Source organism: Paenibacillus sp. RC67 (genome assembly GCF_030020805.1).
Taxonomy (GTDB): domain Bacteria; phylum Bacillota; class Bacilli; order Paenibacillales; family NBRC-103111; genus Paenibacillus_S.
Map to the genome: position 1 here is coordinate 2,552,206 of NZ_CP125098.1, position 14,652 is coordinate 2,566,857.

The 14,652-nt window shown below is 44.0% G+C and carries 15 protein-coding genes; 10 read left to right on the plus strand and 5 right to left on the minus strand.

Features of this window, described 5'->3' with window-relative positions; genetic code table 11:
- Positions 1-60: 60 nt before the first annotated feature.
- From QMA13_RS11510 to QMA13_RS11520, 3 genes are all read right to left on the minus strand, one after another.
- Positions 61-558 carry a hypothetical protein gene (locus QMA13_RS11510; RefSeq protein ID WP_282941505.1) on the minus strand — a complete coding sequence of 166 codons (498 nt, stop codon included), beginning with the start codon at positions 556-558 and terminating at the stop codon, positions 61-63.
- Between the two features lie 28 nt (positions 559-586).
- Positions 587-1,711 carry a hypothetical protein gene (locus tag QMA13_RS11515; protein WP_282941506.1) on the minus strand — a complete coding sequence of 375 codons (1,125 nt, stop codon included), beginning with the start codon at positions 1,709-1,711 and terminating at the stop codon, positions 587-589.
- An 84-nt stretch (positions 1,712-1,795) separates the two neighbouring features.
- Positions 1,796-2,767 carry a hypothetical protein gene (locus QMA13_RS11520; RefSeq protein WP_282941507.1) on the minus strand — a complete coding sequence of 324 codons (972 nt, stop codon included), beginning with the start codon at positions 2,765-2,767 and terminating at the stop codon, positions 1,796-1,798.
- A 134-nt stretch (positions 2,768-2,901) separates the two neighbouring features.
- On the opposite strand from QMA13_RS11520, the gene QMA13_RS11525 reads away from it, so the two are divergent.
- Positions 2,902-4,020 carry a class I SAM-dependent methyltransferase gene (locus QMA13_RS11525; protein ID WP_282941508.1) on the plus strand — a complete coding sequence of 373 codons (1,119 nt, stop codon included), beginning with the start codon at positions 2,902-2,904 and terminating at the stop codon, positions 4,018-4,020.
- A 24-nt stretch (positions 4,021-4,044) separates the two neighbouring features.
- Here QMA13_RS11525 and QMA13_RS11530 read toward each other — a convergent pair whose 3' ends face one another.
- The gene (locus QMA13_RS11530; RefSeq protein WP_282941509.1) at positions 4,045-4,275 is read right to left on the minus strand and encodes a DUF2626 domain-containing protein; all 231 of its coding nucleotides are present in this window, start codon (positions 4,273-4,275) and stop codon (positions 4,045-4,047) included.
- Between the two features lie 343 nt (positions 4,276-4,618).
- Between QMA13_RS11530 and QMA13_RS11535 the strand changes: the two genes are divergently transcribed.
- The 3 genes from QMA13_RS11535 to QMA13_RS11545 all read left to right on the plus strand — a co-directional run bounded on the left by QMA13_RS11535 (position 4,619) and on the right by QMA13_RS11545 (position 6,765).
- Complete coding sequence (locus tag QMA13_RS11535) at positions 4,619-5,272, plus strand: RsfA family transcriptional regulator (protein ID WP_282941510.1); 654 nt, start codon at positions 4,619-4,621, stop codon at positions 5,270-5,272.
- A gap of 100 nt (positions 5,273-5,372) precedes the next feature.
- Positions 5,373-6,350, plus strand: coding sequence for a ketopantoate reductase family protein (locus QMA13_RS11540; RefSeq protein WP_282941511.1), 978 nt, complete (start codon positions 5,373-5,375; stop codon positions 6,348-6,350).
- A gap of 19 nt (positions 6,351-6,369) precedes the next feature.
- The gene (locus QMA13_RS11545) at positions 6,370-6,765 is read left to right on the plus strand and encodes a DUF3397 domain-containing protein (RefSeq protein WP_282941512.1); all 396 of its coding nucleotides are present in this window, start codon (positions 6,370-6,372) and stop codon (positions 6,763-6,765) included.
- Positions 6,766-6,870: 105 nt separating this feature from the next.
- On the opposite strand, the gene QMA13_RS11550 is transcribed toward QMA13_RS11545, so the two are convergent.
- Positions 6,871-7,233 (minus strand): helix-turn-helix domain-containing protein, encoded by a 363-nt coding sequence (locus QMA13_RS11550; protein WP_282941513.1) that lies wholly within the window; start codon positions 7,231-7,233, stop codon positions 6,871-6,873.
- A 167-nt stretch (positions 7,234-7,400) separates the two neighbouring features.
- On the opposite strand from QMA13_RS11550, the gene QMA13_RS11555 reads away from it, so the two are divergent.
- The 6 genes from QMA13_RS11555 to QMA13_RS11580 all read left to right on the plus strand — a co-directional run bounded on the left by QMA13_RS11555 (position 7,401) and on the right by QMA13_RS11580 (position 14,596).
- On the plus strand, positions 7,401-8,393 hold the full coding sequence (locus tag QMA13_RS11555; RefSeq protein WP_282941514.1) for an asparaginase: 993 nt from the start codon (positions 7,401-7,403) through the stop codon (positions 8,391-8,393).
- 341 nt (positions 8,394-8,734) lie between these two features.
- Positions 8,735-10,390, plus strand: coding sequence for a peptide ABC transporter substrate-binding protein (locus tag QMA13_RS11560; protein ID WP_282941515.1), 1,656 nt, complete (start codon positions 8,735-8,737; stop codon positions 10,388-10,390).
- A gap of 301 nt (positions 10,391-10,691) precedes the next feature.
- Positions 10,692-11,627 carry an ABC transporter permease gene (locus QMA13_RS11565; protein WP_282941516.1) on the plus strand — a complete coding sequence of 312 codons (936 nt, stop codon included), beginning with the start codon at positions 10,692-10,694 and terminating at the stop codon, positions 11,625-11,627.
- Entirely contained in the window at positions 11,627-12,544 is a 918-nt protein-coding gene (locus tag QMA13_RS11570; protein ID WP_282943374.1) for an ABC transporter permease, read from the plus strand. The genes QMA13_RS11565 and QMA13_RS11570 overlap by 1 nt, the downstream gene beginning before the upstream one ends.
- Before the next feature lie 73 nt (positions 12,545-12,617).
- Entirely contained in the window at positions 12,618-13,643 is a 1,026-nt protein-coding gene (locus QMA13_RS11575) for an ABC transporter ATP-binding protein (RefSeq protein ID WP_282941517.1), read from the plus strand.
- Positions 13,640-14,596: an ABC transporter ATP-binding protein gene (locus tag QMA13_RS11580; protein WP_282941518.1), complete on the plus strand. Its 957-nt coding sequence runs from the start codon at positions 13,640-13,642 to the stop codon at positions 14,594-14,596. Before QMA13_RS11575 ends, QMA13_RS11580 begins: the two co-directional genes overlap by 4 nt.
- The last annotated feature ends 56 nt before the right edge of the window (positions 14,597-14,652 follow it).

Consider the following 14,652-nt stretch of genomic DNA (forward strand, 5'->3'; position numbering starts at 1 on the left):
GGTGGCTTATCTAAAAGCCTCACCGCTGCGCTTTTTTTGATTTTTCATAGTAGGATAAAGTCAAAGCGGAATGAATTGTACGGTACAATTGTAAGCACGTGCAATTCCAATCATTAGTTCATCCGACTGGGAGTCGGTAATGTAGATTGTTTCCTCATTTACCGTGTAGGCGGCTAATAAATGCTCATCCATTTGCATTCGGGCAAGAGCAGGCTCAGAATCGACATGGTCTGCCACAAGAGTGAACAAACACGCGTTTTCTTTATACATATAGGTATGGCCTGAGCGGCTCACGAACCCATAATCGCTGAAAGCAGATTCTGTGAGGACATTGTCGGGGAGTAGCAGCAATTCGAGCTCCTCATAGGGGATCTTATATTGCGACATTATGCTGTAAGCAGCTTCTCTTTCCTGCGGCTCGGAAAATAGGAGGAGCTCCTTGTCTCTGTCAAAAGGAGGCGATTTGTCAGCCAGCGCTTTGATGACTTGAGCATAAAAGCCTGGGAGCTTGCCATCTGGCAGCTCCATGCACAATCCGTATTTCTGTATGGGCTTCATACCGAGATTCCTTTCAGTGCAATCGTTGTTAGAGTGCAAGCTTTAACATAATGCTTAGTTTTCCCTCATCCAAACGGACATCGGTTACTTGTAAAAAGGAAGCGATAGCTTGCGGATAAATGCCAAAATCGAAATCCTTCCCCAGCGAATCGATAGTCGTTTGAGGTAAGTCAAAACCGTTGAACTGCAGCTGCTCCAGATTGAAACGAATGTACTTTCCTTTTATTGTATTTTTAGTTGCTATGTCATAAGATCCTTTTATCATAACCTCCATACCATCTTGTTTACCCTTGGCAATCACTTTTGAGTCGGTGAAACGAAAAGCCATATTTTGAAATAGTGGATTTTTGGATTGAAGGAAAGCGTTCAGCTCTTGATCTGTAATTTGGAACGTATACTGAAAGCCATTCATAATGAGATGATTGCTTTTACCGCCGTTTGTATCGTTAATGATTTCTGGCAATTGATTCATGGCTTGGGCAAGAGCACGAAAATAAGTTTTGAATAGTGGGATTCCTTTGTCCTGCCATTGTACCGTCAGCTTCGTAATTTCCTGAATCACAGCGGATGAAGAAGCCTGCTTGGCCAATCCTTCGTCAAGCTGTTTCTGAATCTGTACTTGCTGCTGCCTCTGTGCTATGTAGCGGTCTTTGGATTGCTGCAAAGTCGTTTGCGAGTTGAGCAATGACGCATTAAGCTTCTGAAGCTCTTTTTGGCTGTTGAGATGCCTCTGAAGAGTCTCGTGATCACTCATAACGATCATTTGTAAATATTCAAACGTTGACAGTGCATCCTTAAACGAAGTAATGGAGAATAAGAGCATCCATAACGAATCCCGGTCTCCCATATAATAAGCTCTAAGTACTTTGCCGGCATGCTGCTTTGTTTCTATTGATCTGGACTGCTGCTGTGAAAGCTGCTGCTCCGTTGAAGCGATTTGCTGCTGGAGTTTTTTTTGCTGCTCATCGATTCGGGCTAGTTCTTGGTCAATTTCGTAGACCGTCAATCCTTTTTGTAAAAGCTGCTGCGTTTCCTCATTTGCCGCTGTGGCAGTGATAGGATAAGCGGACAGGCATAGAAAAAGGCATAGCAGGATGCAGGCTGCTTGCGAAAAGTGCCTCATCAGCGTATTTCCTTTCTGGATATAATCCATATAAGATTATCACAACTTTATGTGAAAAAGGATAAAAAAATACTTCTTCCCGGAAGAAGAAGTAGATTAATGTGGGAAAATTTATTATTTTTTGACCGCATTAGCCGGCTTCAGTAAACGGAGCAAGTCTTCCAAAGATTTTACTTTTGTAGGTATTTCTTGTGTAAATGCTGGATTTTGGTTTATGTCGGATAAAGTATAAGTCCAACTGAGCTTGTTTTCATTAGTGCTGTTTCCGGCCGTGAAGCTCAAGTTCCATTGCTGCTCGCGTATAAAGCCATCACTATCAATCAATAACGTAATGGAGCTAGGAGCCTTAACTTTGATCTGGCTCAATGCGGTTGACCAGGACTCCATCGAGGCACTGGCTGCTAAGCCGTTCGTTTTTACCATTTCGATCAGACCTGGAACGACGGACTTGCTCATATAGTCTGCGAAGGCTTGCTCGTTCTTTTTGTTAATATCGAGAGTAATGCGTTTGGCTGTTGTTCCGTCGGACAATTTTGTGGTCTCTTTGGCCGTTTGCAGCCAGTTTGGATCCAGGTCTTTAAACAACTGCTGCATAAGAGTAGTCGTCAGCTGCCCCGTGTTTTTCAATGGATCCGTGCTACCGTTAGCGGATGCCTGTTTATTTTGAACAGGAAGCATCATGTATTCATCCGGCTTATTTAATGGTGGCATTTGGAAATACAATTTGCTATCTTTAATTAGGACAGGGATACTAATCGGTGAGCCGCCGTTAGGGGTAACGGTAAGGTTGGTCTCCATTCGCGCAGGCTCAAGTGCGGAAACCCCCTTAAATTCAACTTTACTTTCTTTGACCAAAGAGAACAGGGTCGCGGTCATTGGATCGGCTTGTCCTAGTAAGGAAGAATCTGCATGCAGCTCGATAGACCCTTGGAAACGATAATTAGTCACGTCTTGCTGCTTGTTAATAGCTTGCAATAAATCCTGTTTCAGCTGCTTATTGTCCGTGCAGCCGGTAAGGATAAGGATAAATGACAAGGTTAGTAGTAAGGAAATAGAAATAATATGCTTGCGATAGGCTGTCAACATGATGGCTCCTTCCGAATGTATTCAAGAAACAACCTTCATTATATCGACAATGCTTCTTTTTGTCTTTAGTGATATGGTTGCATGTTTTTACTATGCTGTGAACATTCAACTAGATAGAGGGCAGGTGAGCACGGGTGAAAGGAAACCACGCGCTTATTGAAGCAATAAAATATCGTATCGAGCTAAGTCCGGACAGGGCAATAAGCTTTTATGATTATATGGAGCTCTGCTTGTACCATCCTGAGCATGGCTATTATACAAGTGAGAGAAGCAAAATCGGCCGCGAGGGCGATTTCTATACCAGTTCCGCAATAGGCGGATTGATGGGAGAAGTGATGGCTCGCTACATCATGTCTCAGACAAACGAAATGAGTCCTCAGAGCCCTGTTACCCTTGTGGAGTGGGGTGGAGGTACTGGAAGACTTGCAAGGCAGCTATTGGACGAACTGAAGCTTACAGCACCCGAATTATACAGCCGCATAAGATATATTTGTGTAGAAAAAAGTTTGAGTCAAAGGTCGCTGCAAGCCGAAGAATGTAAGGAGCATGAACAACTTGTAAGCTGGATTAGCGATACGGAATGGGTGGAGATGGGGCCTTGGGAGCAAACCATCGTAATATCCAATGAGCTGCCGGATGCATTTGCCGTCCATCGAATCGAATACCGGGATGGGCAATTATTCGAAATTTATGTGGAGTGGAATACTGATGCCGAAACATTTAGTGAAAGATGTATGTTGCTGAAGGAACCTGAGGTGTTGGCCTATGTGGAACAGCTGCAAACATCCTTACAGCAGGGCCAGCGATTCGAGGTTAATATGGATGCCATACACTGGATTGAAATGATTGCGAAATCGCTGCGGAGCGGCTTGATCATCACGGTGGACTATGGCGATGAGGAAAAGGAGCTGTATGCATCTCACCGAATGAAGGGCACTTTGATGTGCTACAGGAGTCACACGGCACACGACGATCCTTATGCATTCCCTGGGGAGCAGGATATGACCGCTCATATTAATTTCTCGGCTTTGATGGAAGCGGGCGAGAGGGCGGGGGCACAGGTTCTCGGTTATATGACACAGAAGCAATTTTTAGTGGAAAACGGAATTTTGTCCATGCTTCAGGATCATACGGCGACAGACCCGTTCAGTCCAGTGGCGCGAAGGAACCGAGCAATCCGTCAGCTGCTGCTAAGTGATCAGATGAGTGAGCTATTCAAGGTGTTGATTCAAAAAAAAAGTGAGCTGCCTTAGCGCAGCTCACTTTTTTTCGTCCCATTAGATGGACATTTTGAAGAATGACCAGTACGTAAAGCCGGTAAATGAAAGAATCATGTACCCCCAAAAAAGCAATATGTAGGTACGTTCGGATAGTTTCATGTACCCTAACAGTACGAAGATAGCCGTTTGGGCAAAAAAGAGCATTGCCATCGGAATCATATCACCGGCTAGCGCCATCAATCCGATGACCAGCGTCCAGAATCCAAGAACGCGAAACATGCGATCCATTCTGCTTCCCCCTTAGAGTTATGTAAGAAGATCTGCTAATTAGCATAATTTCTCACTTTCGGTACTTTACTACTAGACATTATAACTGTTGCATCAAAGTGTGTAAACGTCCAATACGTGACGAAATTAAAAACAATTTTTATGGTTTCTGCCCTAGCTTACCCCATTATGCACTAAAACATGTATGAGTCCCTTAAAAAATGGCAATACAAAATAGTAGAAAAAGATTCTATGAACTCTACTATGGGCATAGAGATGAAGTAACGCAACATTCCATGTCTTACTTTCGATAGATGAATGGATGGATAATTGATTACCCAGGGGTTAGGAGGACTGCTTTTGTATGACAGCTATCAGACAAGATGCTTGGAGCGATGAGGATGATTTGATATTGGCGGAGGTGACGCTGCGTCACATCCGTGAAGGAAGTACACAGCTAACCGCTTTTGAGGAAGTTGGCGAAAAAATAGGAAGAACGGCAGCTGCATGTGGCTTTCGGTGGAATAGTTTTGTGAGGAAGAAATACGAGGCTGCTATTCAGATAGCCAAGTCTCAGAGGCAAAAACGCAACCAGCAAAAAAAGCATTCCTCTTTTGCTGCAGTTTCCAACAATACGGCTGTATTGGATCATACTCATATGGAGCATGTGAAATCCAATGATACGTTTGTGGAAGAGTCTATTTCTATCGATGCCGTCATTCGTTTTTTGCGTCAATGGAAGGGCACTTATCAGGAAATGTCGCGGCATATTCGTCACTTGGAAAAAGAATTGTCCGAGAAGCAGGATGAGCTTGACCGATTACGCGGTGAGAATGATGTATTAAATAAGCAGGTTAATGAAGTAGAAACCGATTATCGCGTCGTAAATGACGACTACAAAGCGCTTATACAAATTATGGACCGTGCACGCAAACTGGCTTTTCTTGTAGAGGAAGAAGACGAGAATAAGCCGCGATTCAAAATGGATGCAAACGGTAATTTGGAAAGAATAGAGTAAAGAGCAGTCCCGCAGGCAAATAGCTTGCGGGGCTTTTGTTTGCTATGGACGATCTGCTAAGATGGAATAAATAGGTTGGAGATAAGGGAGAGAGTATCGTATGAAAGTCAGAGTTATAGGAGCCGGTGCGCTAGGAATGCTGATAGCGGCTGCTCTAGCCGAAGCAGGCGTCCAAATCGAATTGGTTACACGAAGCCGCGAGCAGGCTGAGAAACTATCGGCAGAAGGGCTGCAGCTGGTGAAAATGAAAAAGAAGGCGGGAATGGATCAACATAAGATAACAGTCAGACCGAGCATTACCACTGCCGAAGATTTGGAGTCTAACCCTGACCAACAAGCTGCGCCGGATTGGATCTTACTTATGGTAAAGCAAACAGCGGTTACGGACAAACTGGCGCAATCTATTGCGGCGCAGATGAAGCCTGAAACCCGGTTGATTTGTTTTCAAAACGGTATCGGGCATACGGAGACATTGTCTCGCTTCATACCCATAGATCAAATCTGGATTGCCGTGACGACAGAAGGGGCACTTCGGCATCATTCCCATGGCGTAGAACATACTGGAAGCGGAATCACATGGCTCGGACCAATGAATATGGCAAATGATGAAAAAAAACTGAATCTTCTGGAAAAAAAGCTGCAAAATATGTTTCAGGATGCAGGATTCAGTGTGTCTTTGTCGAACAAAATCACTAGTAAAGTTTGGAATAAACTGCTGATAAATTCCGTAATCAATCCTTTGACAGCCATATTGCAAATCCCGAATGGGATGCTGACCCAATTGCCCGCTATAACGCCTTTAATGCGGGCACTTTTTGAAGAAGGCGTGCGGTTGGCGAATAAACTAGGAATCGAGCTGGCGGATGATTTGTGGGAACAACTGCTGACGGTATGTGAACGCACGGCTGCTAACCAATCCTCGATGCTGCAGGATGTTCGTGCTTGTAGACTAACGGAGTTGGATTCGATTACAGGAGGCCTGCTTGCCAAAGCGCAGCAAGCAGGTATTGAGCTTCCGTCTCATAGGACAGTGTACCAATTGGTGCGGTCGATAGAACAGCAGTGGAAAAAAATATAGGCAAAGCAGGTGATCCGCTATGAACGGATTCGTAGCTTGGTTGCAAAGTGTGTATACTTTTTTGGCACTTGTTCCTTTTGTTTCGTTTTTTGCTGCGTGGGGAATTATGTACGGCATATACCATGATAAGAAGAAAGCCACCTACGCAGCAATTGATGTAACGACCTTATTTTTGATAGGTTCTGTGTCGTTAATGACACGAAGTCTATTCCAAACAGGGCTTGGGTTCTGGTTGGTTGTACTGCTGTTCTTAATTACTGGCGGGCTGCTAGGCAACATGCAAAATCGACTGAAAGGCAAGATTGATCCTGTTAAAATTGCACGCACGCTGCTAAGACTGGGGTTCGTAGTGCTATCGGCATGTTATGTGCTGCTTTTGTTTATCGGCATAGGCAAATACATAGTGGCAAGCTAGTCTTGCAGCAAAGCTCCGGATACTGATATTTACGGCTCTAGTAAAAAGATGACAATGACCTGACCATGAAAGGGGGTGTACTGGGTAATTTTTATTGCTCCGAAATTACTTCTTCGCAGTTCCATCCATTTCCCGTAAAACTCGAATAAAAGCAATGACGTGCTTAATTTCTCCGGAAGAAAGCGATTTACCGTCCACGGTTACTGTAACCTGATCCAGCTCCAATAGCTCAATTTGTTCTTTCCGCGGTTTTTCAGACGGGAAATTCACTTCGTTCACTCTGCCTAATAAAAAATCTACCGATGTACCATAAAGATCAGCGAGCATCTTCGTAGCCTCAAGGGACGGTTCCCGATAACCGGACTCATATCCTGCGTAGGTGCTCTTTGCAATGCCTAGTCTATCTGCAATATATTGCAATGACCACCGTTTACTTTTCCTCAGTTCGGTTAATCTATTTAAAAACATTGCTTTTATCCCCCTTATTCCAAATCCCATTATAACATCAGAAATTGGATACTCAAGCCATATGTTCGCGAATCGCGTAAATATCGCTTGATTTATCGTTTTTCGACGAATATAATAAGCAAGGAAAGTCGCAAAAAGCGTACGATTTGATTATCTGAGGTGCGATCATGAAAAAATTGCTGTTATTGGCAACAGGTGGAACAATTACCGCCATTCAAGGTGAAGAAGGACTAGCTCCTGGGATGGATGCCGAGGAATTGGTCGGCTTTTTGCAAAAGAAGGATCATCCGAATTATCAGCTTGAAAGTAAGTTGTTAATGAACATTGATAGTACGAATATGCAGCCTGAATCATGGGTTGAAATTGCCAAAGCGGTATATGACAACTATGCAGACTATGATGGTTTTGTCATTACGCATGGTACAGACACAATGGCCTATACATCATCGGCTCTTTCCTATATGCTGCAAAATTTAAGCAAGCCGGTTGTTATAACCGGATCTCAAATTCCGATCAACTATAAGAAAACGGATGCGAAAAAAAATGTGATGGACGCCATTCGGTTCGCTTGTGAGGATACCGGCGGAGTGTTTCTTGTATTTGACGGGCGGGTAATACGTGGAACTAGGGCTGTCAAAATCAGGACGAAAAGCTATGACGCTTTTGAAAGCATCAACCATCCGTATGTTGCCTATATTAACGACTCCGAGATCAAATACGTCAACTCCAAACCAGGGAAAAGCACAAAAAAGCTGAAGCTTGACGCTTCTCTATGTCCGGATGTATTTCTGCTGAAGCTGCTTCCAGGAACTAAACCGGAGTTATTCAGTCATTTGAAACCCCTTTATAAAGGAATTATTATCGAAAGCTTCGGTAATGGAGGTATTCCTTTCCAAGGAAGAGATCTGCTGCCAGAGGTAAGAGAATTGATTTCTGCCGGAGTTGCTGTTGTGATCTCCACCCAATGCTTGGAAGAAGGGGAAGATCTGAATTTGTATGAGGTTGGGCGTAAAGTGGCTCAAGACAGAATCATTCTTTCGGGAGATATGAATTCAGAGGCTATTGTAGCCAAATTAATGTGGGCTTTAGGAAAAACGAGTGATTTAGACGAGGTTAAGAAAATAATGGAGAAGCCCGTCAATCACGATACAACACTATAGATGTTCGCAGAACGCGCATTCATCGGTATTATTCAACTGTATAATCACAACAGCGTAGGAAATAATAAACGCGAAGTTTAATCAATAGAACATTTAGGAGGAACCTAGTGTAAGGCTCCTTTTCCTTATTTTCGTAAATGTTACCATTTATTGATCTTTGGTATGGATTTTATACGATAATAATTGACCTTTGGTCTTATATTTTCTATTTGGTAACGGTTTCAACTATTTACATTTACGAAATATTCGTTTATGATTCTAGTGTGTAAGCTCTTAGTCAGATTTCCTTACATGACAAAAGAGATTCCATATATTTACATAATAAAAAGGGAGGAACATTTATGAAGTTGAATAAGCTTCTCGTATTGGCTACAGTTACTGCCATGCTGGGTACAGCGGTAGGATGCTCGACGGACAATTCGAAAAATCAAGCCGGGGGTACAGACACAAAAGCTCCTGCACAAGAATTTAGAATTAACTTATCTGCGGAGCCGCCTGCATTGGATAGCTCAATTGCTACTACGAACCCGACATTTACGATTTTGAATGCCATTAATGAAGGTTTATATCGTTTGGACAAAGATGGCAAGCCTCAACCGGCACTTGCTAAAGAACTGCCAAAAATTTCTCCTGATGGTTTGGTTTACACTATTACCCTGCGTGATGGTCTGACTTGGGCAGATGGAACCCCGCTAAAAGCTGGCGACTTTGAATATGCGTTCAAACGTACGCTGGACCCTGCAACTAAAGCTAAGTATGCTTCCATGCTTGCTTGGATCAAAGGCGGAGCCGCTTTGACGAAAGCGAAGCCTGAAGAAGTAGAAGCGAAAAAAGCTGAAGTGGGCGTAAAAGCTAAAGACGATAAAACGTTGGAAATCACTTTGGAAAAACCAGTTGCTTTCTTCACCGACCAACTCTCGATGCCGTTATTCTTCCCTCAAAAATCCGATTTTGTTAAAGCTCAAGGAGATAAATACGGCGCTGATGCTGATAAAGTAATCGGTGCAGGACCTTACAAACTTGAGAAATGGGATCATGAGCAACAGTTGACTCTTGTTAAAAATGACAAGTACTGGGATGCAGCTAATGTGAAGCTGAACAAAGTAACTGTTAACGTTGTTAAAGACGCAAGCACTTCCCTTAACATGTTTGAAACTAAGCAAGTGGACTTAACTGAGTTGAAAGGCGATCAATTCAAAATGTACGAAGGCAAGCCTGAATTGACCCTGAAAAAAGAATTCGTTTCTTCTTACGTTATGTTCCAAGTGAAAAAAGTACCAGCATTTGCTAACGCAAAAGTCCGTCAAGCATTAGGAATGGCTATTGACCGTAAAGCACTGAACGAAGTTGTTCTCGGCGGAGCCTCCATTCCATCTACTGGTTTGGTACCAGGAACTGTTAGTGATGGTAACAAACAGGAATTCCGTAAAGTAGCAGGCGACACACAACCTGCATTTGACGCTGCAAAAGCAAAAACATTGTTGGCTGAAGGCTTGAAGGAATTGAACATGACTTCTTTGCCGCCTTTCAAGTTAACTTCTGACGATACAGATTCTTCCAAGAAAACAATTGAGTTTATCCAAGCACAATGGAAACAAAACTTGGGTGTTGATGTTACTGGCGAACCATTGCCGTTCGCGCTTCGCGTTAAAAACATGCAAGAAGGTAACTTCGATACTTTGATTGGTCTTTGGGGCGCTGATTATAACGATCCAATGACGTTCCTCGACATGTGGTTGTCAGATAACAAATCTTTCAACTATATGGGATACAGCAATCCGGTGTATGATGAATTAGTAAGAGGTGCAGACAAAGAAGTAGATTTGGCTAAACGTTCCAAAATGCTGGTTGATGCAGAGAAACAGCTTATGAGCGATATGCCTTTAAGCCCGCTTTACTTCCGGACAAGACCTTATGCTAAAAACGTAAACGTGGATGGCTTAATCTTGCCGGCTATGTCTAAAGAGTGGGAATTGAAATGGGTTAACATTAAGTAATTAAAGTAGTAAGTTAAGCAATAACGTTCGTCATGGGGCCGTTCTGCAGCCGTTTGGAACGGCCCTTTCATTTTTTTGCAAGTTGCCCGATTGAGCTGTCTATGTGGATCGAAGCGGAACTGTTTCGCAAACATAGTCTTGAGTGTACATCGTCTATGCTTGCGAAGCAGTTCGGCTCCATAAGAATACGGGACCGACTGTTTTGTGCTCTAACCGTCTACCATCCACCGCTGAAATGCGGATGTAAGTCCCTGGAATGCGTCTAAGCACGCATTTCTTAATTAAGTACAGGAGGTGTAATATGCTTCGCTATACGTTTCGTCGTTTGGTCTATATGGTTGTTACCTTGTGGCTGATCGTTACGTTCACCTTTGTGCTGATGAAAAATTTGCCGGGTGATCCGTTCGGTGAAGACACATTAAAACTTACTGCAGAGCAGAAGCAGCTTTTATATGCACAATATGGTTTGGATAAACCGGTGTGGGAGCAGTATCTGAAGTATCTTAACAATGTCATTCACGGAGATTTGGGCGTTTCCTACGCTTTTCCTACCCGTAAAGTTACTGAAATCATTGCACAAGGTTTTCCTGCATCCCTCGAATTGGGACTATGGGCATTATGTATCGCTATTGTTGTCGGACTTATTCTAGGTATTATTGCTTCTCTTAATCACAACAAAGGCTGGGACATCGGTGCAATGTTCACGGCAGTAGTAGGGATCTCGATTCCATCGTTCGTTCTTGCGCCGCTGCTATCTTATTTTGTAGGGGTTAAGCTGGGTTGGCTTCCAGCGGGGATGTGGACCGGGGCTTCCAGTCGCATTCTTCCTGCTATATCGCTATCATTCGGTACTATCGCTATTTTAGCTAGATTGATGCGAACGTCCATGCTAGATGTATTAAGTCTGGATTATATTAAAACGGCGAAAGCCAAAGGCTTGTCTCAGCGAGCTATAGTGGTGCGCCATACGCTTAGAAATGCAATTCTTCCGGTTGTAACTGTTTTAGGACCGGTTTTCGTTAACTTGATCACCGGTACGCTGATTGTCGAACAAATCTTTGTCGTGCCTGGACTTGGTAAACACTTTGTTCAATCGATCTATTCGAACGACTACACGATGATTACTGGATTGACTATTTTCTATTCTTTCCTATTAGTCGTTGTCTTGTTCATCACCGATATATTGTACGGGCTGGTTGACCCGCGTATTCGTCTGACCAAGGGAGGTTCCAAATGATGCAGCAAATTTCGAAAGATATGTTTGAGCCAGCAGCAAAAGGAACAGCCCATGGCGATGTAATCGTAAGGCCGTCCTTGACGTACTGGCAGGATGCCTGGAGAAGACTTAAGAAAAACAAGCTGGCTATGTTCGGGCTTATCACGTTGATCGTACTAGCTATCTTGTCCATATTCGGACCGATCTTTTCACATTATGATTACGCTACGCAAAACTACGATATTAAAAACCTGAAGCCATCCGGTGAGCACTGGTTCGGTACCGATGATTTCGGACGTGATCTGTGGGTCCGTGTATGGTGGGGCACTCGGATATCGTTAGCTATCGGGCTTGCAGCCGCTCTGCTCGACTTGGTGTTCGGGGTATTGTACGGCGGGATTTCCGCTTATTATGGCGGTCGTGTCGATGACATCATGCAGCGTATTATTGAGATTGTATATTCCATTCCGTTCCTGTTGATTTCGATCCTGCTTATCGTCGTCATAGGGCCGGGGTTCAAAACTATTATTATCGCTTATGCGATAACGGGTTGGGTTCCGATGGCCCGTTTGGTCCGCGGACAAATCCTGACTTTGAAGGAACAGGAATACGTTCTTGCCGCACGCACTTTAGGTGCCAATGGCGCACGTATTATATTGAAGCATTTGGTGCCTAACGCATTAGGCTTAATTATCGTACAAATTACGTTTATCGTACCATCGGCCATTTTTACAGAAGCTTTCTTGAGCTTTATTGGTTTGGGTATTCGCGTACCCTTAGCATCCTTGGGTGCATTGCTTTCTGACGGTGCAGGCGCCATTCGGTTGTACCCGCATCGAATTGTTTTCCCTACTATTATTTTCAGCTTGATCTTGATGAGCTTTAACCTGCTCGGCGACGGTCTTCGTGACGCATTAGATCCAAAAATGAGAAAATAATGCCGAAAATGGAGGGAGATTTTATTCCCGAAAAAGCTTATGCTTAAATTAAAGCAAGCAGGAGGTGCCATTAATGAGTCAAAATATATTAGAGGTCAAAGATCTCAAGGTATCCTTTCGCACTTATGTCGGAGAAGTGCAAGCAGTCCGCGGCGTTTCCTTTGAACTAAAAAAAGGAGAAGTGCTGGCGATTGTTGGTGAATCCGGCTGCGGAAAATCTGTTACTGCGCAAACGATCATGAGACTGATCCCGTCGCCTCCAAGTGTCATTAAAGGCGGATCGATCTTGTTTGACGGTAAAAAGGAAATCACAAAACTTTCCGATAAACAAATGGAGAAGATCCGTGGTTCGGAGATGGGAATGATTTTCCAAGATCCGATGACTTCTTTGAACCCGACTATGACGATAGGCAAGCAGATTACAGAAGGTCTGATGAAGCATCAAAATGTAACGAAAGAGGAAGCGAGCAATAAAGCTATTGAAATTTTGAAGCTGGTTGGTATTTCCAATCCGGAAGGACGTATTCACCAATACCCGCATGAGTTTTCGGGTGGTATGCGTCAACGGGTTATGATTGCCATCGCCCTGGCTTGTAGTCCGAAACTGCTCATTGCCGATGAACCGACTACTGCTCTTGACGTTACGATTCAGGCTCAAATTATTGATTTGATGAAAACCTTGTCTGAAAAGACAGAAGCTTCTATTATAGTAATAACACATGACTTGGGTGTTGTGGCGGAAATGGCTCAGCGTGTTATTGTTATGTACGCAGGTAAAGTTGTGGAGCAAGCGACAGTAGATGAGCTGTTCTACAATCCTCAGCATCCGTATACTTGGGGACTACTGCGTTCGGTACCGCGTTTGGACCATGATACTGATAGTGAGCTCGTTCCTATTCCAGGAACGCCTCCTGATTTGTTCGCTCCGCCCAAAGGCTGTGCTTTCGCAGCACGCTGTCCTTATGCCATGAAAGCTTGTCTGGAGATTGATCCAGAGCATACAAAGCTTACGGACACACATTCGGCTGCCTGTTGGCTGCTTCATCCCGACGCGCCGAAGGTTGAGCGTCCTGTAGATGTGGGAGGTGGAACTCGATGAGCAAGGAGACCATTCTGGAAGTCCGCAATTTGCAGAAGCATTTTCAAGTAGCTAATGGCAAGATATTGAAAGCCGTCGATAACTTAAACTTTTCCATTGAGCGTGGTGAAACGTTCGGTTTGGTAGGTGAATCCGGCTGTGGTAAATCGACCGCAGGTCGTACGATTATTAATTTGTATAATGCAACAGGCGGCGAAGTTATTTTTAACGGGGAAAACGTGCATAAATTACGCGGTCGCAAGCTTAATGATTTACGTCGTCAAATGCAAATGGTGTTCCAAGATCCTTATGCATCGTTGAATCCACGTATGACGGTTGGGAACATCATAGCAGAAGGTGTCGATATTCACGGTTTATATTCTGGTTCGAAACGCAAGGAGCGCGTGTTCGAGCTGCTGGATGCTGTCGGCCTAAATTCTGAGCATGCGAACCGTTTTCCGCATGAGTTTTCAGGCGGTCAACGCCAGCGTATCGGAATTGCTAGAGCATTGGCTATCGAGCCGCAATTCATTATTGCGGATGAACCGATCTCTGCTTTGGACGTTTCCGTACAAGCACAGGTTGTTAACCTGTTCAAAAAGCTTCAAAAAGAACATGGCCTGACGTATTTATTTATTGCCCATGACTTGGCCATGGTGAAACATATATCCGATAGAATCGGCGTTATGTATTTGGGTAAGCTGGTTGAGGTTACGACTTCGGACGCGCTTTACGATAAACCGCTTCATCCTTATACGCAGTCACTGCTATCGGCTATTCCGATTCCGGATCCAGAAGTAGAGCGTACTCGGGAACGCATTATTTTGGAAGGCGAGATTCCTAGTCCTTTGAATCCGCCGAGCGGGTGTCCGTTCAGAACTCGCTGTCCTAAGGCCATGCCGGAATGTGCGGCTTCCATGCCTGAATTTAAAGAAGTGGAGCCTAATCACTACGTAGCTTGCCATTTGTATTAATGGCCTATTCATGAAATGCCGGGTTGTTCTGGACGATGTCCTTGAACGGCTCGGCT

Bases quoted from the DNA above. Each gene is read 5' to 3' on its own strand.
- QMA13_RS11560 (WP_282941515.1), top strand. From the start codon at position 8,735: ATGAAGTTGAATAAGCTTCTCGTATTGGCTACAGTTACTGCCATGCTG.
- QMA13_RS11550 (WP_282941513.1), bottom strand. From the start codon at position 7,233: ATGTTTTTAAATAGATTAACCGAACTGAGGAAAAGTAAACGGTGGTCA.
- QMA13_RS11570 (WP_282943374.1), top strand. From the start codon at position 11,627: ATGCAGCAAATTTCGAAAGATATGTTTGAGCCAGCAGCAAAAGGAACA.
- QMA13_RS11515 (WP_282941506.1), bottom strand. From the start codon at position 1,711: ATGGATTATATCCAGAAAGGAAATACGCTGATGAGGCACTTTTCGCAA.
- QMA13_RS11530 (WP_282941509.1), bottom strand. From the start codon at position 4,275: ATGGATCGCATGTTTCGCGTTCTTGGATTCTGGACGCTGGTCATCGGA.
- QMA13_RS11575 (WP_282941517.1), top strand. From the start codon at position 12,618: ATGAGTCAAAATATATTAGAGGTCAAAGATCTCAAGGTATCCTTTCGC.
- QMA13_RS11540 (WP_282941511.1), top strand. From the start codon at position 5,373: ATGAAAGTCAGAGTTATAGGAGCCGGTGCGCTAGGAATGCTGATAGCG.
- QMA13_RS11510 (WP_282941505.1), bottom strand. From the start codon at position 558: ATGAAGCCCATACAGAAATACGGATTGTGCATGGAGCTGCCAGATGGC.
- QMA13_RS11520 (WP_282941507.1), bottom strand. From the start codon at position 2,767: ATGTTGACAGCCTATCGCAAGCATATTATTTCTATTTCCTTACTACTA.
- QMA13_RS11545 (WP_282941512.1), top strand. From the start codon at position 6,370: ATGAACGGATTCGTAGCTTGGTTGCAAAGTGTGTATACTTTTTTGGCA.
- QMA13_RS11565 (WP_282941516.1), top strand. From the start codon at position 10,692: ATGCTTCGCTATACGTTTCGTCGTTTGGTCTATATGGTTGTTACCTTG.
- QMA13_RS11535 (WP_282941510.1), top strand. From the start codon at position 4,619: ATGACAGCTATCAGACAAGATGCTTGGAGCGATGAGGATGATTTGATA.
- QMA13_RS11580 (WP_282941518.1), top strand. From the start codon at position 13,640: ATGAGCAAGGAGACCATTCTGGAAGTCCGCAATTTGCAGAAGCATTTT.
- QMA13_RS11555 (WP_282941514.1), top strand. From the start codon at position 7,401: ATGAAAAAATTGCTGTTATTGGCAACAGGTGGAACAATTACCGCCATT.